We start from the raw sequence: 20,881 nt of genomic DNA, 5'->3' as shown, positions 1-20,881 counted from the left end.
AAAGATTGTTCCGGCCCTTTTCCTTTGGTGATTTTTTAAGGTGAACGGGGGAGGGAGAGAGACGAATGGACTATGTTATTGAAATGTTGAACATTAGAAAAGAATTCCCGGGTATTGTAGCGAATGACAATATTAATTTGCAGGTGAAAAAAGGAGAAATCCACGCTCTTCTTGGGGAAAATGGAGCGGGTAAATCTACACTGATGAACGTCCTGTTTGGCCTCTATCAGCCGGAAAGAGGAGAAATCAGGGTGCGTGGAGAGAAAGTCAACATCACAGATCCCAACGTGGCGAACGCACAGGGGATCGGGATGGTCCACCAGCACTTTATGCTCGTGGACACGTTTACAGTTACTGAAAATATTGTTTTAGGAAGCGAACCGAAGAAGGCGGGAACCGTGAACTTAAAACATGCAGAAGAGCAGGTGAGAGAGCTTTCGGAAAGATACGGTCTAAATGTCGATCCAAAAGCGAAAATCCGAGATATATCTGTAGGTATGCAGCAGCGTGTCGAGATCCTGAAAACGCTTTATCGTGGTGCGGAAATCTTGATTTTTGATGAGCCTACAGCGGTTCTTACTCCTCAGGAAATTAAAGAACTGATTGATATTATGCAAAGCCTTGTAAAAGAAGGGAAATCAATCATCCTGATTACTCACAAGTTGAAGGAGATTATGGAAGTCTGTGACCGCTGTACCGTCATAAGGAAAGGGCAGGGGATCGGAACTGTAGATGTGTCTGAAACCAACCCTACAGAGCTTGCTTCTTTAATGGTGGGTCGTGATGTCAATTTTTCAACAGAAAAAACAAAAGCTGAACCGAAAGAATCCTATCTTTCTATAAAGGACTTACGGGTGAAGGATGTCCGCGGTGTCGAAATGGTCAAAGGGTTGAACTTGCAAGTTCGTGCTGGCGAAATTGTTGGAATTGCGGGTGTTGATGGAAATGGCCAGTCCGAGTTAATCGAAGCTATTACAGGCCTAAGGAGAAGTGAGTCGGGAACCATCCGTCTTCATGATAAGGAAATCACTAATTTGACGCCTCGTAAAGTCACTCAATCCGGTGTTTCACATATCCCTCAGGATCGTCATAAATTCGGTCTTGTCCTTGATTTTCCTATTGGTGAAAATATGGTGCTGCAAAGTTACCATCAAAAACCATATTCAAAAAAAGGTGTCATGAACTTTAAGAATATTTATCAAAAGGCCAAAGATTTAATTGCGGAGTATGATGTCCGTACTCCAGATGCTTATACTCCAGCCAGAGCCTTATCAGGTGGAAACCAGCAAAAAGCCATCATTGGCCGCGAAGTGGACAGATCCCCGGATTTGATTATTGCTGCTCAACCCACACGTGGCTTGGATGTAGGTGCCATTGAATTTATCCATAAAAAATTGATTGAAGAGAGAGACAAAGGGCGCGCCGTTCTTCTTCTGTCATTTGAACTTGATGAAATCATGAACTTAAGTGACCGGATTGCCGTCATGTTCGACGGACGGATCATTGCTGATGTCCAACCGGAAGAAACGAATGAGCAGAAGCTAGGGCTGCTGATGGCTGGTAATTCCACAGAGAAAGCAGGTGAGCAATGATGTTTTCCAATCGACTTTTTAATATATTAGTACCGATCATTTCTGTTTTGCTCGGTCTGATTTCCGGTGCCATCATTATGCTGATCTTCGGCTATAATCCGATTGCAGGCTTTGCTGCCCTTTGGAATGGGGCGTTTGGTGATGCTTACTTCTTTGGAGAGACGATCAGGCAGGTGACTCCCTATATTCTTTCAGGTCTTGCAGTTGCATTTGCTCTTCGGTCTGGGCTGTTGAACATTGGAGTGGAAGGCCAGGTATTTATGGGGTGGCTGGCTTCGGTCTGGATCGGTATTTCTTTTGAACTGCCGATGATCCTTCATTTGCCTTTAGCTATATTAGCTGCGGCTGTTGCGGGTGCCTTCTGGGGCTTTATTCCGGGCCTTTTGAAAGCGAAATTAGGGGTCCATGAAGTTATCGTCACCATCATGATGAACTACATTGCCTTGTATTTAAGTAATTCTATCGTCCGTAATTTACTAAGCGACGGTGCGGATCGAACAGAAAACGTTGCTGAAACGGCATCTTTACAATCTACCTGGCTTGCAGAAATGACCTTTTATTCAAGGATCCACTACGGTTTTATTGTCGCGTTACTTATGGCACTCATTATGTGGTTCATCATTAACCGGACGACAACTGGATTTGAATTGAGATCTGTAGGGTTTAACCAGCATGCATCCAAGTATGCCGGCATGAATGTTAGTAAAAACATCATCCTAGCAATGGTCATTTCCGGTGCTTTTGCAGGTCTTGCAGGTGCGATGGAAGGTCTCGGAACATTTGGTTTTATGTCGATCAAGTCTGGCTTTACCAATATCGGGTTTGACGGGATCGCCGTTGCTTTACTCGGTGCGAATACAGCTTTTGGGGTAATTCTTGCAGCTTTCCTTTTCGGTATCCTGAAAATAGGGGCGTTAAATATGCCCACAGCTGCGGGTGTTCCGACTGAACTAGTAGAAATCATTATTGCTTTGATTATATTTTTCGTAGCTTCCAGTTATATGATCCGCTGGGTCATTCTTCGGTTTAAAAAGGAGGGGAAGTAAATGGAGATTATTGAACTGATCAGCCGTATTCTCGGCGCATCTGTTGTATTCGCAACCCCTCTTATTTTTACCGCTTTAGGGGGAGTGTTCAGTGAACGGTCTGGAGTCATCAACATTGGTCTTGAGGGCTTAATGATTATGGGAGCTTTCGTTGCGATTGTTTCTAATTTGACTTTTTATAGTGTTTTCGGTGCCGCGACTCCGGTTGTATCGCTGATTATCGCTATGGTCGTATCCGCTATCTTTGCACTCGTGCATGCGGTCGCTTCCATTACATTCCGGGCAGATCAAGTGGTGAGTGGAGTAGCTATAAACTTTCTAGCTTTAGGAATCGGTCTATTTCTTACTAAGCAATGGTACGACAAGGGGCAGACAGATTTCATCGAAAGTCCGATCTATTCTTCAAATGTCCCATTACTTAATAAGATCCCTATTATTGGGGACATGTTTTTCACCGGGTGGTACTGGACTTCTTACTTAGCGATTGCTATGGCTTTTCTTGTATGGTTCATTATTTTCAAAACACCATTTGGACTTCGTTTACGTTCGGTAGGTGAGCATCCAATGGCTGCAGATACCAACGGAATTAATGTATACAAGATGAGATACATCGGAGTGATGCTCTCTGGAGCCTTCGGTGGCCTTGGTGGTGCTGTCTATGCTTTAACAGTCACACATAATTTCTCTCATGGTACGATCGTAGGTCAGGGGTTTATTGCATTGGCAGCAGTCATCTTCGGGAAATGGCACCCGCTGGGAGCACTCGGCGCAGCTATTTTCTTCGGATTCGCTCAAAGTTTAAGTATTGTTTCATCAGATATCACCTTTTTGGAAAATGTTCCTTCTGTCTTTATGCTTATCGCTCCATATGTCCTGACAATCCTTGCTTTGGCAGGCTTTATCGGAAGAGCAGAAGCACCAAAGTCTTTAGGAGAAGCTTATGTAAAAGGGAATCGTTAAGGGTTTTAAAGTCCGGCACAAACGTGCCGGGCTTAATTTTTTTACTTTTTCACACATATACCTTAGCATAAGACTTAGTTCGAATGGATGAATATGGACATGTAGGTCTATAATAGAAGAGAATGATAAGGAGGATGAATATGAAAATAACTGAAGAAACGTTACTCGAAAAAGAAGGGTATCGTCTACATATTTTACCAAGTAAAAAATACAAAACCATTACGATTGTTGCAAAATTCAAAGCCCCTTTAAAGAGAGAAGGGATTACAGAACGGGCGCTATTGCCTCATGTCCTGCAAAAAGCCACGAATAACCATCCTAATGTGCGCTCGCTGCAGTCTGCTTTTGAAAACCTTTATGGAACCGCTCTTTCTAGCGATGGCTCAAAGAAAGGTGAGAACCATGTGATCAGCTTCCGCATGGAAGTTGTCAACGAGGCGTACTTAAATGACCAGGAACCGATTCTTGAGGAAGCCGTCCAATTGTTTAACGAAGTCTTGTTTGATCCGAAGACAGAAGGAGAAGGTTTTGATTCCTCCATCGTCGAGCGTGAAAAGCAGACACTTGAGCAAAAAATCACCAGCATCAAAGATGACAAAATGAGTTATGCCAATATGAGGCTCATGGATCACATGTGTAAAGACGAACCTTATGCTCTGCATGTCCATGGATACCTGGAGGATCTTAAAACCATTACATCTGAAAAGCTGTACGCTTATTATAAGGAAATGATTTCCAAGGATATGCTTGACGTATATGTGATTGGTGACATGGATCAAAAAGCAATTGAAAAGCTTACAGATCAGTATTTCGCTAGGAAAGGAAGCACAAATGCGGATGACGATCAGGTAGCTGTGACGAAAGAAGTCAAGGAAGCAAAAGAAGTTGTCGAAAGGGAAGAAGTGAACCAGGGTAAACTTCATCTTGGCTATCGGACATACACGAAATTCGGTGATGATGATTATTATGCACTCCAAATCTTTAATGGCATTTTTGGAGGATTTCCTAGTTCCAAATTGTTTATGAACGTTCGTGAAAAACACAGTTTAGCCTATTATGCCGCTTCAAGGTTCGAGAGTCATAAAGGGCTTCTGCTTGTCTTCAGTGGCGTTGATCCTAAAGATTTTGATCAGGCGAAATCAATCATCCTGGAGCAGATGGATGCTATGAAAAACGGGGATTTTACAGAGGAGCAAGTCGAAGAAACGAAAGAACAGGTTATTCATCAACTTCAAGAAACGATGGATAATGCGAATGGGATGATTGAAGTCCTTTATCATCAAATGTTATCAGGTGCAGAAATGCCTGCGAATGAGTTGATTGATAATATCCGAAAAGTTACGAAAGAACAAGTTGTCCAGATGGCTAAAAAGATTGAATTGGACACGATTTACTTTTTGACGAGCAAAGAAGGAGGGGAATCTTAATGGAGGAACTGGTCTATACTCAACTGAATGAAACAGTATATCAGGAAACATTGGATAACGGATTGAAAGTGTTTTTACTTTCTAAGCCTGAAATGGCTAAAACATTTGGGATCTTTACGACAAATTATGGATCGATCGACCAAACGTTCACACCGATCGGGAAAAATGAGAAAGTGACGGTACCAGAAGGGATTGCACACTTTCTGGAACATAAATTGTTTGAGAAAGAAGATCGTGATGTGTTTCAGGATTTCACTAAACTCGGCGCATCGGCAAATGCCTTTACATCCTTTACCAAAACGGCTTATTTGTTTTCTGCAACCAGTCAAATAGATAAGAACGTAAAGACACTTCTTGATTTTGTTCAGGACCCTTATTTCTCAGAAGAGTCTGTGGAGAAAGAAAAAGGAATCATCGCTCAGGAAATCCGCATGTACGATGATCAGCCTGATTGGCGATCCTTTTTCGGAACCATCCAAAGTTTGTACCACGACCATCCAGTGAAGGTAGACATCGCAGGGACAGTTGAGAGCATACAGAAAATAACCAAAGACGATCTATATACCTGTTATGAGACGTTTTATCATCCATCAAACATGGTCTTGTTCGTAGCTGGAAATATTGAACCTGAATCAATGATGACAATGATCAGGGACAATCAAGCGAATAAAGAATTCCCTGAGGCGCCTGAAATCAATCGTTCTTATCCTGAAGAACCGCCTTCTGCTTCTAAAAAAGAACACTCCATTACGATGCCTGTGACCACAGCAAAGGCGATGGTCGGGGTCAAGGAAAATGTGGATGGGTTAACAGGTGAAGAATTGGTACGTGTAGAACTTCTCTCTGGGATGATTCTTGATTATTACTTTTCAAGAAGCGGCGTTTTCTACGAAGAACTGTACAAAAACGACCTCATTGATGACAGTTTCCAGTTTGAAACGGAGCTTGATCGCCAATTTGGCTTCACTATTCTAGGAGGGGACTCCAGAAAGCCTGACGAAATGGCTTCTCGAATTAAGGAAATGTTGCATGAATTAAAGGAACAAAGGATTTCTGATGAAGATTTCACAAGGATGAAAAGGAAAAAAATCGGTCAGTTTATGAGAGCTATGAACTCCTTGGAGTTTATTGCTAATCAGTTTACTCACTACCATACACTTGGTACAGACTTATTCGAAGTACTGCCGATCATTGAATCCTTGACCGCTGATGATGCGGAAGAATATCTGCAACACTGGCTGAAAGAAGACGCCATCACTGTCTTCCAAATCAAACCTCAAGCTGATGCTTAAGAGGTGCTTGATCATTGGGGCCAGCGGGGGGATTGGTCAGGCGATCGTGCAACGTGTGGTTGAGCAGGGCTATTCCGTTGGTCTGCACTACAATCATAGTGAAAAAACCATTAAAGAAAGCAAAAAGCAGATCCCTGATGCTCAGTGGGCCGGGGCATATGGAGCAGACCTCTCTACCTTAGAAGGTATTCATGTACTTTTAGATCAAATTGATGAAGGTTGGGACGCTATGATCTTTGCTGGTGGTCAAATGTACAGTGGTCTGTTCCAGGATATGAAATCCAGTGAGATGGACGAACTTTATTTGGTTCACGTTAAATCTTTGTGGATGATTGCTCACAAAGTAATTCCATATATGATTCGAAAGAAGAAGGGCAATATTCTTGTCATCAGTTCGATTTTCGGTCTTGAAGGTGCCAGTATGGAGGTTATTTACAGCTCTGTAAAAGGTGCACAGAACAGCTTTGTGAAAGGTCTTGCAAAGGAAGTGGCACCAAGTGGAATTCGGGTCAACAGTATTGCCCCAGGCTTAATTGCGACAAAGATGAACGCACATCTTAATCAGGAAGAATTGGACTTCCTTGAGGACGACATTCCTCTTGGACGATCCGGAACACCTGAGGAAGTCGCAGACCTGGCTGGCTTTTTGTTGAGTGACAAATCCAGTTATATAACGGGGCAAGTGATCCAAGTCGATGGTGGTTGGACTTAATTCTGTTGCATAAGATCCCTGTTTCCTTCTCATACTAAGCATGAAAAAATTCAGAGGAGGTTACATCATGTCTGTTCTCGATAATTTCGATTCTTGGAAGGATTTCTTGGGGGATCGCTTACATCAGGCGAAAGGTCAAGGGATGCAAGAACAAGCGGTTTCTGAACTTGCTTATGAAATTGGTGGTTATTTAGCTAACTCCGTTGATGCGAAGAATGAGCAGGAAGCTGTCTTGCGTGATCTTTGGAACGTAGCAGATGAAAAAGAGCAACACGCCATCGCTAATATGATGGTGAAGATGGTCCAAAACGAAGGAAACCAAGCTTAACCTCGTCATCAATCCGCACAGATGTCTGTGCGGATTTTTTTTGGTGAACCCAAGCTTTTTCAATTTTTGTATGTTTATGGGGGATCGTCCTTTCCTATTTAGAAAAAATCCTTTATGATAGATAGAGAGTGAAAAATTCCATAAATCACTCGACTTTGACAAATAACGACAATTTCTCAGAGGAGTTGTATTATGGAAAAAAAAGAATGGTACTTAGAATATGAAATCCAATATAACCGCCCAGGATTGCTTGGGGACATCTCCTCATTGCTTGGGATGATGGCGATTAACATCGTTACCATCAATGGTGTAGAAAATTCACACCGGGGCATGCTGCTCTTATGTAAAGATGAAGAACAAATTACACGGTTGAGATCGATTTTAAATACAATGGATACAATTAAGGTGACAAAGTTACGCCGGCCGAAATTGAGAGATCGTTTGGCAGTGAGGCATGGACGTTATATACATAGCGATGTGGATGATCGTAAAACATTCCGTTTCAACCGGGAGGACCTGGGGTTACTGGTTGATTTCATGGCAGAGCTCTTTATGAAAGATGGGCATAAACTGATTGGGATCCGTGGGATGCCCCGAGTAGGAAAAACGGAGTCTGTCGTGGCAGCGAGTGTATGTGCAAACAAACGATGGTTATTCGTTTCCAGTACGCTTTTAAAGCAGACCGTACGTAACCAATTGATTGACGAAGAGTACAGTGAAGACAACCTATACATCATCGATGGGATTGTATCTGCTAAAAGAGCGAATGAAAAACACTGGCAGCTTGTGCGCGAGATCATGAGACTTCCCGCAACGAAAGTCATTGAACATCCGGACATTTTTGTTCAGGAAACAGAATATACGATGGATGACTTTGATTATATTATCGAACTTCGGAATAACGAAGATGAAGAAATTACTTATGAACCTGTGGAAAAACAAGAGATGTCTATGAATGAAGGTTTTTCCATGTTCGATTTTTAGAAATTGGATGGTGTTAACATGGAGATTGGAGAAAGACTAAGGGAAGCCCGTGAATCGAAGGGCCTTTCTTTAGAATCGCTGCAAGAGACGACAAAAATACAAAAACGCTACCTACAGGCAATTGAAAAGAATGAGTTTCAAGTGCTGCCTGGAAAATTCTATACTCGGGCGTTTATCAGGGAGTATGCCTCTGCGGTCGGATTAGATCCAGAAGTGGTCATGGAAGAACACAAAGGGGAGCTTCCGACCTTCGATGAGGAGAGTTCGGTACAATACAGCCGTGTCCAGAGGACTAAAAAGGAAGCGACACAGAAAAGCGGGCCATCCTCCCGTGTTCTGCCTACGATTTTAACCGTTGGCTTAATCATTGGTTTAATCTTTGTCGTGTGGCTCGTATGGCAGAATATGAGCGGGGCTGAAGGTGAAAATCCAGCAACAGAAAATGGTTCCAACAATGAAATCAGTGTGCCTGAGAATTCTGAGAGCGAGACTTCCGACGATCAGGAAGAAGCGAAAGACACTGAGGATGGAAGTGAATCTACAGATTCAGCTGAAGAAGAAACATCAGCTGAAGAAGATGAGGAAACTCCTGTAGAAGAAGAAGAAGAAGAGGTAGATATTCAATTGGTTCAGGAAGGGACAGGTTCTTTTCCGGAGCATACCTACGATGTCAGCGGCATGACTGAACGTACCGTTAACATCGAGTTGACAGGGAGAGCCTACATGGAAGTACAAGCTCCTAAGAGTGGTGAAGACCTTGTGACAGCAAAGGAATACACCGCCGAGGATTCGCCTATCACCCTTGATTTAGGAGACAAAGCTGAATTGTACATTAAGACTGGAAATGCACCGGGAACTATCGTTACGATCGGCGGTAAGAAAGTCCCTTATCCTAACCCGGAAGTATCCACGCAGAAACTATTGTTGCAATTCAACTAAGAAACTGAATATAATCATGACTAGGCTGCCCCTGCGTTTCATTTGAAGAATGAAAACCATTCTTCGTGGACGGGCAGCCTTTGATGTATTGAAATGACTGTTAGGAGAGTGAACGTATGAATTTACCAAACAAAATTACATTATCAAGAATTTTCCTTATTCCAATTTTTATCATCCTTATGAGTGTTCCATTTGACTGGGGTACCTTCCAAATGGAAGGGCGTGAGTTACCCGTCGCCCACTTAGCAGGTGCTTTGCTATTTATTATAGCTTCTACAACTGACTGGATTGACGGGTATATTGCAAGGAAGTATAACCTTGTCACTAACTTAGGAAAGTTTCTAGATCCTTTAGCTGACAAGCTTTTAGTCAGTGCAGCCCTCATCTTACTAGTTGAGATCGGTCTTGCACCCGCCTGGATCGTCATATTGATTATCAGTCGTGAGTTCGCAGTGACGGGGCTTCGTCTGGTAGCCGCAGGAGAGGGCAGTGTCCTTGCAGCAAGCCAAATGGGAAAACTGAAGACATGGATCCAAATCATCGCTATTTCCCTTCTGCTCCTGCATAATTGGCCTTTCGCTTTCATCGGGTTCCCTCTGGGAATGATCGCGCTATACTTGGCTTTAATAATTACCGTGTACTCTGGTTACGATTACTTCAAAAAAAATTGGCATGTAATGAGGGATTCTAAATGAGAGCAGAAATAATAGGCGTCGGTACAGAATTACTATTAGGTCAAATTGCGAATACAAATGCTCAGTGGATCTCAAGCCGGCTTGCGACACTTGGGCATTCCGTTTATCATCACACTGTTGTTGGAGATAACCTGAAGAGGGTAACTGATTCTTTCGCATTGGCGGAAAAAAGGGCTGATCTTGTTATTGTCACAGGCGGGCTCGGCCCTACCGAAGATGACTTGACACTGGATGCCGCTCAACTCGTTTTTGATCAGGAATTGGTCGAACATGAAGATTCTATGGAGAAGATCAAGAGCTATTATCAACGAAATCAAAAGTTTATGTCAGAGAACAATCGTAAACAGGCGCGTGTGTTTGAGAGTGCTTCCGTCTTTCAAAATTTAGAGGGGATGGCTCCTGGTCAACTGGTAAAGCATGAGGATACCGTGTGGGTCTTCCTGCCAGGTGTCCCTAGAGAAATGAAGTATATAATGGATGAGTATATCATTCCTTACTTACAGAATAATTACCATATTGAATCCCAAATCGTGTCAGAAATGATGCGTTTTATCGGGATCGGTGAATCGGATTTAGAAACGAAGCTTCAGTCTTTCATTAAATCTCAAACCAATCCAACCATTGCCCCGCTTGCATCTGAGGGAGAAGTGGGTCTAAGGCTGACGGCGACAGGGGAATCCACTGAGCAGGCGAAGGAAAAAATCCTTTCGCTTAAAACTGAAATTCTAACCCATGTCGGCAAATATTATTACGGCAGTGATGCGATTACCATTGAAGAGAAGGTTAGAGATCTTCTTAAAGAAAAGAGTCTCAAAATCGGATCGGCAGAAAGCTTTACCGGTGGGAGGTTCTTGGAACGTCTGATCGCACTTCCTGGTGCTTCATCCGTCTGTCAGGGTGGCTATACCGTCTATACTCCTGAGATGAAAGAAAGAATACTTCAGGTTCCCAAATTCCTCATAAAGAAATATGGAACCATCAGTCATGAATGTGCGGAAATGATGGCTTTGAATGCCCAAGCGAACTTAGATGTAGATGTGGTGGTCAGTTTCACGGGTGTTGCAGGTCCGGATGCCAGTGAAGGACATGAACCAGGCACTGTCTTCATCGGTCTTCAAATAGGGGAGAGGAAACCTGAAGTTCATAAATTTCATTTCGACGGTGGACGGGAACAAGTGAGAGTGAGAGCTGTGAAAAAGGCGTACGAAATGATTTTCCTAAGATTGAAAAAATGATTTTTCATTGATAAAAAGGTGCAGTTTTGATAATTTCACGTAGGAGAAATAAAAAAATTGCACCTTTTCTTCTTTATAAAAAAAGGGAACATTTATTCGCTTTTTAGTTGGCAAACGATCCAAAACAAGTTATGATAGGGTTAGAAATATTGAAAGGCGGTATATAATGAGCGATCGTAAACAAGCGTTAGATATGGCATTGCGTCAAATAGAAAAACAATTCGGAAAAGGCTCCATTATGAAGCTTGGTGAAAGTGCTGAGCAGAGAGTGAACACGGTCCCAAGTGGATCCCTTGCTCTTGATGTGGCACTTGGAGTAGGAGGATACCCGCGAGGTAGAATTGTAGAAATTTATGGACCAGAATCCTCTGGTAAAACAACAGTCGCGCTTCACGCGATTGCTGAAGCTCAAAGAAAAGGCGGCCAGGCGGCCTTCATCGATGCGGAGCATGCCTTAGACCCTGTCTATGCAAGAGCGTTGGGCGTAGATATTGAAGAGCTTCTACTATCTCAACCGGATACGGGAGAGCAGGCGCTTGAAATTGCAGAGGCCCTAGTCCGTAGTGGTGCAGTAGATATGGTTGTCATCGACTCTGTAGCAGCACTTGTACCAAAAGCTGAGATTGAAGGGGAAATGGGTGACGCCCACGTCGGTTTGCAGGCCCGTTTGATGTCTCAGGCGCTTCGTAAGCTTTCCGGAGCTATCAACAAATCGAAAACGACGGCCATCTTTATTAACCAAATTCGTGAAAAAGTGGGAGTAATGTTCGGTAACCCAGAAACAACCCCTGGTGGACGTGCCTTGAAGTTCTATTCTTCTGTTCGTCTGGAAGTCCGTCGTGCGGAGACTTTGAAACAAGGAAACGAAATGGTCGGAAACAAAACCCGTTTGAAAGTGGTCAAAAACAAAGTAGCCCCTCCTTTCAGACAGGCGGAAGTGGATATTATGTACGGAGAAGGAATTTCCCGAGAAGGAGAACTTCTTGATATCGGAACAGACCTTGATCTCATCCAGAAGAGTGGTTCCTGGTATTCGTATAAAGATGATAGACTCGGTCAGGGCCGTGAGAATGCCAAGCAATTCCTGAAAGAAAATGTAGAAGTCTATGAAGAAGTGAAAAAACTGATTCGAGACCATTACGGCATGGAAGCAGATGAAGAAGCTGGAGATGCCAACAACAAAGAAAGTCAGGAAACGCTGGACGTCTAACTGTTTAGAAGAAAAATCGAGTATGAAACCACTGTTTCATACTCGATTTTTTCATAGGTATAGGTTTTTCCAAATCCAAATAAAAAAACTATTTTTAGGCTTGTTTCACATCATTTTTAAAGAAATTAGGTCTGAAAATGCGAAATGAATAGACTGACATTTTTAAATATTTGAATATGTTAGCAGATACATAGGGCGTTTCCTTGACATTCCGTATAGTCAAGCATAAAATGAATGTGTATCATTTTCATCTTTATACCCTTATCTTAAACAAATGAAACTGAAAATGAAACGTTTGTAATTGCCGACAAACGGACCAAGTTCATAGCAAGAGGAGGTGAAATTATGGATATAATATCCTCGCTCATCTTCATTTTGCTTGCCCTTATCATCGGTTCTGTTGTTGGTTATCTTATTCGGAAATCGATTGCGGAGGCGAAAATTTCCAGTGCTGAGGACCTTGCGAAACAGATTGTGGAAGAAGGTCATCGCAATGCTGAATCAGCCAAGAAGGAAGCTCTTCTTGAAGCGAAAGAAGAGAACCAGAAATTTCGCCAGGAAGCGGAGAACGAAATTCGTGAGCGCCGCATGGACCTGCAGAAAACTGAAAATCGTTTAACTCAGAAAGAAGAGAATCTTGATCGTAAGAGTGGAACGCTTGACCAACGTGATCTTTCACTCGAAAAGAAAGAAGGGACTCTTGCCGAGAGACAACAACAAATTGAAGAAATGGAAAGCAAAGTGAAAGCTATGCTTCAAGAACAACAAACAGAGCTTGAACGTATTTCAAGCTTAACATCAGACCAGGCGAAGCAGATGATTTTAGAACGCGTCGAACAAGAGGTATCGCATGAGTCAGCGCTTATGATTAAGGAAGCGGAAAACCGCGCGAAGGAAGAAGCGGATAAGAAAGCGAAAAGCATTCTTTCTCTTGCCCTTCAGCGTTGTGCAGCGGATCATGTAGCTGAAACGACCGTTTCCGTGGTCAATCTCCCTAATGACGAAATGAAAGGCCGTATCATCGGCCGTGAAGGCCGGAACATTCGTACTTTAGAGACATTAACAGGCATTGACTTGATTATTGACGATACTCCAGAGGCCGTCATCCTTTCAGGGTTTGATCCAATTCGACGAGAAACAGCAAGAATGGCCCTTGAGAAGTTGGTGCAGGATGGACGAATTCACCCGGCTCGTATTGAAGAGATGGTGGACAAGTCTAGACGAGAAGTTGATGATTACATCAGAGAAGTTGGTGAACAAACGACATTCGAAGTAGGTGTTCATGGTCTCCATCCAGATCTGATTAAGATTTTAGGACGTCTGAAGTACCGTACCAGTTACGGACAAAACGTCTTGAAACACTCAATGGAAGTCGCCTACCTTTCTGGTTTGTTAGCTGCCGAACTTGGAGAAGATGAAACCCTGGCACGTCGCGCAGGTCTGCTTCATGATATTGGTAAAGCTATTGACCATGAAGTTGAAGGAAGCCACGTGGAAATCGGTAAAGAACTGGCGATGAAGTACAAAGAGAATGAAACGGTTATCAATGCTGTGGCATCCCACCATGGTGATGAAGAGCCGACTTCAATCATTTCTGTACTTGTGGCTGCTGCCGATGCTCTTTCCGCGGCACGTCCTGGAGCCAGAAGTGAAACCTTAGAGAATTACATCAAACGTCTTGAAAAACTGGAAGAGATTTCAGAGTCTTACGATGGCGTAGAGAAATCTTTCGCGATCCAAGCTGGACGCGAAGTTCGCATCATGGTTCGTCCTGATGAAATTGATGATCTTGAAGCAACAAGATTAGCACGAGATATTCGAAATCGAATCGAGGGAGAACTCGATTATCCAGGTCATATTAAAGTTACCGTTATTCGTGAAACACGTTCTGTGGAGTATGCGAAATAAAATGAATGAAGCGGCCTTCTGGGTCGCTTCATTTCTGTTTTTACGGGGACAATAAAGAAACGATTGTGGAAGGAAGGTTTTTGTTAAATGAGAATTTTATTCATAGGTGATGTCGTAGGTTCACCAGGACGTGAAATGGTTGATGAATACTTACCGAAACTCAAGCAGAAATATCAGCCTGCTGTGACGATTGTGAACGGGGAAAATGCAGCTTCCGGAAAAGGTATTACCGAAAAGATTTACCGTCGGTTCCTTGAAAAAGGTGCTCAGGCCGTAACACTCGGGAACCATGCATGGGATAAAAAGGAGATCTTTGAATTTATTGACGACGCACAATATCTCGTCCGGCCAGCCAATTACCCTGAAGGCACGCCAGGAAAAGGTATTACTTTTGTCAAAACCCCTAAGGGTGAGGTCGCCGTTATTAACTTACAAGGACGTACGTTTTTGTCTCCGAATGATGATCCATTTAGGAAAATTGATGAGCTGATCGAAGAAGCTAAAAAACGAACATCTATTATTTTTCTGGATTTTCATGCGGAAGCAACAAGTGAAAAGCAGGCGATGGGCTGGTATGTAGATGGCAGAGTGAGTGTAAACGTTGGGACACACACCCATATACAGACCGCAGATGAAAGAATTCTGCCGGGAGGTACGGGCTATATTACTGACGTAGGTATGACAGGGCCATATGACGGAATTTTAGGAATGGAACGTGAAGCCGTTTTGAAGCGTTTTCTTACAAACTTACCTGTACGTTTTGAAGTTCCAAAAAAGGGAAGAGCACAACTGAGTGCCTTCTTGGTGGATGTAGATGATAAGACAGGAAAGTCTACGAAAGTGCAGCGTATTTTAATTAATGATGACCATCCATTCTTTGAGTGATTATTTGAATTTTGCGACAAATTCATTCATAATGAAAAGGTAATATCCTACATCTCCAAGAATATAGTAGTTATGGAACAACTATAGTGATTGAAGGAGGAGCTAGTAATGGAAGTCTTAAAAGTATCAGCCAAATCCGTACCTAATTCAGTAGCAGGAGCCTTGGCCAACGTAGTAAGAGAGCGCGGGACGGCCGAAATTCAAGCGATCGGAGCAGGAGCATTGAATCAAGCAGTTAAAGCCGTTGCCATCGCCCGCGGGTTTGTCGCCCCAAGTGGCATGGACTTGATTTGTATTCCGGCATTTACAGATATCATGATCGACGAGGAGGAACGGACAGCGATTAAGTTGATCGTCGAACCTCGATGAACTTATAAGTTCCGGCTTTTTTATCAGTTTCGTGTACTTACGATATTTGCTAGCGGATAGCTTGTCGTTGTGAATGAAAGAAAAATAGAATGGAGCAGAAGACGTACTCACAATTGAGTACGTCTTTTTTTATTATGATGTAATAGAAAGCTGTGAAGATGATCTGCTTAAGAAACAACGGTGGTTCTGAGTTTGCAGACTATGGCCCGTCCGCGCTTAAAGATACCAAATCAGATACTAAAGAATAGTACTTAATGTTATAAATATGGATAGTTGCTAGAGGCTGCTAGAAAGTTTGTAGAATATAAGCGTTTGTATTTATACAGTGGACAGGTAGATTTGCGTTTTACGCAATACATGTTACTATTGTTTTTATAAGAGGTTTAATAATGATTTACTTAGGTTAGGAGTGTTCACTGTGAATGGAACGATGAAAGCGATCGTTAAGCATCACCGAGGTCCGGGAGCGCAAATGCAAGAAGTTGCTATTCCTGAGATCCGTGATGATGAAGTATTAATTCGTGTGAAAGCAACATCGATTTGTGGGACGGATGTCCATATATATAATTGGGATGAGTGGTCTGAAAGCCGCGTTAAACCCCCATATGTTTTCGGTCATGAATTCTCAGGGGAGATTGTGGAAGTAGGAAGTAAGGTTCATAATTTCCAAACTGGTGACTATGTTAGTGCAGAGACTCACCTTATTTGTGGCCACTGTCCTCAGTGTTTGACGGGTAAATTCCACATTTGTGAAAACACTAAAATTATTGGTGTGGATACCCAAGGTTGTTTTGCTGAATATGTAGCTCTTCCCGCCGACAACCTTTGGAAAAATCCGGAAGATATGCCAACAGACATCGCTTCCATTCAAGAGCCGATGGGGAATGCTGTACATACGGTTTTAAATGGCGATGTAGCAGGAAAATCAGTAGCTATCATCGGATGTGGTCCCATTGGGTTGATGGCTGTAGGCGTTGCCAAGGCAGCTGGAGCATCTCAAGTGCTTGCTTTTGATTTGAATCCGTACCGCCTTGAACTTGCTGAGAAAATGGGAGCGACAACCGTGATTCATTCTGGTGAAATAGATCCTGTAAAAAAAGCAAGAGAGTTAACGGATGGTCATGGGGTAGACGTGGTTTGTGAAATGAGTGGCCATCCCGTAGCGATGGATCAAGGATTTAAGATGATTACGAATGGAGGCCGCGTTTCCATTCTAAGCCTACCTACAAAGAGAGTCAGCCTTGATGTTACGAATGATATCGTATTCAAAGGTGTTGAGGTTCAAGGGATTACTGGGAGGAAAATGTACGAAACGTGGCAGCAGGTTTCCCGACTTCTTCAGTCTAAACAGGTGGATGTTGCTCCACTGATTACTCACCATATGAAGCTTGAAGAGTTCGAGAAGGGCTTTGACTTGATGAATCAGGGTCAATGTGGAAAAGTAGTTTTACACCCATAATTGTAAGGAGGATATTTTATGAAAGGCTTTGAATATTTGCAAAAAGAACTAAATGAAATGCAGGAAGAAGGAACATTCCGTACGTTGATTCCTCTCGAATCTGCACAAGGTTCCAAAGTGACAATCAAAGGAAAAGAAGTAATTCAACTTTCTTCTAATAACTATCTGGGACTGACCTCTCACCCGAGGATGAAAGAAGCAGCTGAAAAAGCTAATGAAGAATACGGAGTAGGAACAGGTTCAGTTCGTACGATCGCAGGTACTTTGAAAATGCATGAAGATTTTGAAGAAAAATTAGCGAAATTCAAGCATACAGAAGCTGCTTTAGTATTTCAGTCCGGCTTCACAACAAACCAGGGTGTCTTGTCTTCTATTCTAGGTAAAGAAGATGTAGTCATTTCTGATGAGTTAAATCACGCTTCAATCATTGATGGAATTCGTTTAACAAAAGCGGACCGTAAAATTTATAAGCATGTGGACATGGAGTCGCTAGAGTCGGCGTTGAAAGAAAGCGGCGACTATCGTACACGTTTAGTCGTTACTGATGGTGTCTTTTCCATGGATGGCAATATCGCACCGCTACCAAAAATCGTAGAGCTTGCTGAAAAGTATGATGCTCTTGTTATGGTGGATGATGCACATGCTAGTGGAGTTCTAGGTGATAATGGGCGCGGTACGGTCAACCACTTCAATCTTGATGGCAGGGTCCATATCCAAGTAGGTACATTAAGTAAAGCCATTGGAGTACTTGGCGGGTATGTGGCAAGTACAAAAACCCTTAGAGATTACTTAATACACAAAGGTCGTCCATTCTTGTTCAGTACATCCCACCCGCCAGCAGTTACGGCAGCGAATGATGCAGCGATTGATGTATTGTTGGAGGAGCCGGAACTGATCGAAAAACTTTGGGACAATACAAAATTCTTCAAAGATGGTTTGAACGCTCTAGGGTTTGATACGGGCATCAGTGAAACGCCAGTAACTCCAGTAATGGTGGGGGACGATGCTCTTACTCACAAATTCTCTGATGAATTGTTCGCAGAAGGAGTATTCGCACAAGGAATCGTCTTCCCTACGGTCCAGCGTGGAAAAGGACGCGTGCGTACAATTGTTACAGCAGAACATTCCAAAGAAGAACTTCAAGAAGCTCTCGATGCCTTCGAAAAAGTCGGTAAGAAATTAGGAATCTTGTAATAATAAAGAAGCCAGCTATGGAGTCGCATAGCTGGCTTCTTTTTTTATAAACAGTACCCCCTCTATTAAACGAACACTTCCTTTTCTTGAATAATCAGTCGCGAGATTTTGATCTGGTTCAAAAGACAGCATGTATGGTTGAGGGAAGGGGATTATTAGAATACCTCTAAAATACGTAAAAGCTTGATCCGTAGCGCAGTACACCTCTAACATTTGGATAGTGGAGATCCTCCGAATTGGTAGAGGGGTTCGTTTCACTCATACATTGGGTGGATAAGCTTCCCAGCCATCCCTGACGCACACCCCCGGCAATGAAACCCGAAAAGACTCGAAACTGAGTCTTCAAGAATTCTGCCCAATTGTTGAATGAAATGATTGGAAAACTGATGAAAAAAGGTGGAATTTATGTTTACGCTTAATTTATCCTGTAAAACTTGATATAATGGTACAGTTAGAAGGTTCGGCTTGAAAGGAGATCATTATGAACGAACAGCAACGCAAGGAAATGTCACAAATTCGTCAGCCTTCCAAGGCGGATGATAAAGCAGAACAAGATAACCTGAATCGATTGAAACAAAAAACAAGTGAAGATTTTGTCAAATACTTTGAAACAACATACCAACCTCCGAACATGAGGGATGCACAGCGCAGGAAACGTAAGGAAACGGACGTGCACTATGATTTTGAAATTCCTGAAGATATGGATCAAGCAGGCAGGGGTAAAAAATATTTGATCCGTACATACGGATGCCAGATGAACGAACATGATACGGAAGTTATGGCAGGTATTTTTGAAGAAATGGGTTATGAACCCACGAAAGATACAAAAGAAGCGGACATAATCCTATTGAATACCTGTGCCATTCGTGAGAATGCAGAAAATAAAGTGTTCGGTGAAATCGGACATTTGAAGCCTTTGAAAATGGAAAACCCGAATTTGATCATCGGCATCTGCGGGTGTATGTCACAGGAAGAGTCAGTCGTAAACCGAATTCTTAAAAAACATCCATTTATCGACCTTATTTTTGGTACACACAATATTCATAGAATCCCGCAGCTTGTAAAAGAAGCGATGTTCGGGAAAGAAATGGTGATCGATGTGTGGTCGAAAGAAGGAGACATTATCGAGAACCTTCCAAGATCTCGAAAAGGAAAAATCAAGGCCTGGGTGAATATCATGTATGGCTGTGACAAATTCTGCACCTATTGTATTGTTCCATATACAAGAGGGAAAGAAAGAAGCCGTCTGCCACAGGACATTATTCAGGAAGTGAGACACCTGGCGGCTCAAGGGTACAAGGAAATCACCCTCCTTGGGCAAAATGTCAATGCTTATGGAAAAGATTTAGACATGTCCTATGGGCTCGGGGACTTGATGGATGAACTTCGGAGTATAGATATTCCACGGGTTCGTTTTACAACATCTCACCCTAGAGACTTTGATGATCGTTTAATTGAAGTACTTGCCAAAGGTGGGAATATGCTTGATCATATCCATCTACCGGTCCAGTCGGGGAATAGTGATGTTTTGAAGATCATGGGCCGGAAATACTCGCGGGAAGAGTATCTTGAACTTGTTCGTAAAATTCGTGTGGCGATGCCGGATGCAACACTTACGACAGATATCATCGTTGGTTTTCCGAATGAAACGGAAGAACAGTTTCAGGATACATTATCCTTAGTGGAAGAAGTCGGTTTTGAAGCAGCTTATACATTTATCTATTCTCCACGGGAGAACACTCCTGCAGCTAAGATGAAAGATAACGTTTCAATGGAAGAGAAAAAGGATCGTTTGCAGCGATTAAATAAAATCGTCAACCAGCAGTCCGCAGACGCCATGAAAGCATACGAAGGTGAAATTGTAGATGTCCTTGTAGAGGGAGAAAGTAAGAATAATCCAGATGTGTTAGCTGGGTATACAAAGCGGAACAAGCTGGTTAATTTCCGTGCACCTGAATCTACAATCGGACAAATTGTACCCGTAAGAGTGACCAAAGCGAAAACGTGGTCCCTTGATGGAGAGTTAGTAGAAATCAACGCAGAGGTGAAATGAATGGCACATTATACAAGACAGGAAGTCGTAGAAGAAGCAAAAAAATTAGCGAAAATGATGGCAGATATCGAAGAAATCGATCGTTTCAAACAACTGGAAGCGAAATTAAATGACAATCAAAAAGTTCAATCTCATATTAAGAAAATCAAAGCTTTGCAAAAACAGGCAGTAAACTTTCAAGCCTATGGTAAAACAGAGGCTCTACAGAAGATTGAAAAAGAAATTGATCGACTTCAAGATGAGCTTGATGAGATTCCGGTCGTTGCAGAATTTAAAGATTCTCAAACCATTATTAATGATATTCTTCAAATGGTTTCAAACACGATTTCTCGGGAAGTTACCAATGAAGTCATCCGTTCAACAGGCGGGGATCTCCTGCAAGGAGAAACAGGTTCAAATAAATCGAGTCATGGTTGCAGCCGGTGATGCATACACTTCCGTCAGAGGGTTTTCCCCCTCTGGCGGATTTTTTTCGTACAATTTTATGGGCTAGTGCATAGAATGAATTAAACACGTCCTTAGGCCATTTTCCCGCTAGTCACCATTCGCCCAACCCAAACATAGGATGGGTGGTAGAATAAGGAGGAGTGAAA

19 protein-coding genes are annotated in these 20,881 nt (G+C 42.6%); all 19 read left to right on the top strand.

Translation table 11 applies throughout. The features are described from left to right. Positions 1-65: 65 nt before the first annotated feature. The gene (locus tag VKA52_RS20020) at positions 66-1,592 is read left to right on the top strand and encodes an ABC transporter ATP-binding protein (RefSeq protein ID WP_160913293.1); all 1,527 of its coding nucleotides are present in this window, start codon (positions 66-68) and stop codon (positions 1,590-1,592) included. Then, positions 1,592-2,638 (top strand): ABC transporter permease, encoded by a 1,047-nt coding sequence (locus VKA52_RS20015; RefSeq protein ID WP_202412418.1) that lies wholly within the window; start codon positions 1,592-1,594, stop codon positions 2,636-2,638. Before VKA52_RS20020 ends, VKA52_RS20015 begins: the two co-directional genes overlap by 1 nt. Then, positions 2,639-3,598 (top strand): ABC transporter permease, encoded by a 960-nt coding sequence (locus VKA52_RS20010; protein ID WP_202412419.1) that lies wholly within the window; start codon positions 2,639-2,641, stop codon positions 3,596-3,598. 140 nt (positions 3,599-3,738) lie between these two features. Then, positions 3,739-5,025, top strand: a complete 1,287-nt coding sequence (gene yfmF, locus VKA52_RS20005) for an EF-P 5-aminopentanol modification-associated protein YfmF (protein WP_326316962.1) — start codon at positions 3,739-3,741, stop codon at positions 5,023-5,025. Further along, positions 5,025-6,317: an EF-P 5-aminopentanol modification-associated protein YfmH gene (gene yfmH, locus VKA52_RS20000; RefSeq protein ID WP_326316961.1), complete on the top strand. Its 1,293-nt coding sequence runs from the start codon at positions 5,025-5,027 to the stop codon at positions 6,315-6,317. The genes yfmF and yfmH overlap by 1 nt, the downstream gene beginning before the upstream one ends. After that, complete coding sequence (ymfI, locus tag VKA52_RS19995) at positions 6,310-7,029, top strand: elongation factor P 5-aminopentanone reductase (protein ID WP_326316960.1); 720 nt, start codon at positions 6,310-6,312, stop codon at positions 7,027-7,029. The genes yfmH and ymfI overlap by 8 nt, the downstream gene beginning before the upstream one ends. Positions 7,030-7,096: 67 nt before the next feature. Beyond that, complete coding sequence (locus tag VKA52_RS19990; RefSeq protein WP_160913302.1) at positions 7,097-7,357, top strand: DUF3243 domain-containing protein; 261 nt, start codon at positions 7,097-7,099, stop codon at positions 7,355-7,357. 192 nt (positions 7,358-7,549) lie between these two features. Continuing rightward, positions 7,550-8,341 (top strand): DUF3388 domain-containing protein, encoded by a 792-nt coding sequence (locus tag VKA52_RS19985; RefSeq protein WP_146816339.1) that lies wholly within the window; start codon positions 7,550-7,552, stop codon positions 8,339-8,341. Positions 8,342-8,359: 18 nt separating this feature from the next. Then, entirely contained in the window at positions 8,360-9,280 is a 921-nt protein-coding gene (locus tag VKA52_RS19980; RefSeq protein ID WP_326316958.1) for a helix-turn-helix domain-containing protein, read from the top strand. 116 nt (positions 9,281-9,396) lie between these two features. Continuing rightward, positions 9,397-9,975 (top strand): CDP-diacylglycerol--glycerol-3-phosphate 3-phosphatidyltransferase, encoded by a 579-nt coding sequence (pgsA, locus tag VKA52_RS19975; protein WP_160913306.1) that lies wholly within the window; start codon positions 9,397-9,399, stop codon positions 9,973-9,975. Continuing rightward, the gene (locus tag VKA52_RS19970; protein ID WP_160913308.1) at positions 9,972-11,210 is read left to right on the top strand and encodes a competence/damage-inducible protein A; all 1,239 of its coding nucleotides are present in this window, start codon (positions 9,972-9,974) and stop codon (positions 11,208-11,210) included. Before pgsA ends, VKA52_RS19970 begins: the two co-directional genes overlap by 4 nt. A gap of 166 nt (positions 11,211-11,376) precedes the next feature. After that, on the top strand, positions 11,377-12,420 hold the full coding sequence (gene recA / locus VKA52_RS19965; protein ID WP_160913310.1) for a recombinase RecA: 1,044 nt from the start codon (positions 11,377-11,379) through the stop codon (positions 12,418-12,420). Between the two features lie 345 nt (positions 12,421-12,765). Continuing rightward, entirely contained in the window at positions 12,766-14,328 is a 1,563-nt protein-coding gene (gene rny / locus VKA52_RS19960) for a ribonuclease Y (RefSeq protein ID WP_160913312.1), read from the top strand. Positions 14,329-14,415: 87 nt separating this feature from the next. After that, positions 14,416-15,213 (top strand): TIGR00282 family metallophosphoesterase, encoded by a 798-nt coding sequence (locus VKA52_RS19955; protein ID WP_160913314.1) that lies wholly within the window; start codon positions 14,416-14,418, stop codon positions 15,211-15,213. Between the two features lie 108 nt (positions 15,214-15,321). Next, positions 15,322-15,582 (top strand): stage V sporulation protein S, encoded by a 261-nt coding sequence (locus tag VKA52_RS19950; RefSeq protein ID WP_008640081.1) that lies wholly within the window; start codon positions 15,322-15,324, stop codon positions 15,580-15,582. Positions 15,583-16,000: 418 nt separating this feature from the next. Continuing rightward, complete coding sequence (tdh, locus tag VKA52_RS19945; protein ID WP_326316956.1) at positions 16,001-17,041, top strand: L-threonine 3-dehydrogenase; 1,041 nt, start codon at positions 16,001-16,003, stop codon at positions 17,039-17,041. Positions 17,042-17,059: 18 nt separating this feature from the next. Then, positions 17,060-18,235 (top strand): glycine C-acetyltransferase, encoded by a 1,176-nt coding sequence (locus VKA52_RS19940; protein ID WP_326316954.1) that lies wholly within the window; start codon positions 17,060-17,062, stop codon positions 18,233-18,235. A gap of 481 nt (positions 18,236-18,716) precedes the next feature. Continuing rightward, a complete protein-coding gene (gene miaB / locus VKA52_RS19935) occupies positions 18,717-20,288 on the top strand; it encodes a tRNA (N6-isopentenyl adenosine(37)-C2)-methylthiotransferase MiaB (RefSeq protein ID WP_160913317.1) in 1,572 nt (523 codons plus the stop codon). Further along, the gene (locus VKA52_RS19930) at positions 20,289-20,714 is read left to right on the top strand and encodes a RicAFT regulatory complex protein RicA family protein (RefSeq protein ID WP_160913319.1); all 426 of its coding nucleotides are present in this window, start codon (positions 20,289-20,291) and stop codon (positions 20,712-20,714) included. It abuts the gene before it with no gap. Positions 20,715-20,881: the final 167 nt, after the last annotated feature.

Source organism: Halobacillus sp. HZG1, from assembly GCF_035818575.1.
Lineage (GTDB): Bacteria > Bacillota > Bacilli > Bacillales > Halobacillaceae > Halobacillus > Halobacillus litoralis.
Note: the sequence above shows the minus strand (reverse complement) of the source record. Positions and strands in the feature narration are given on the sequence as shown.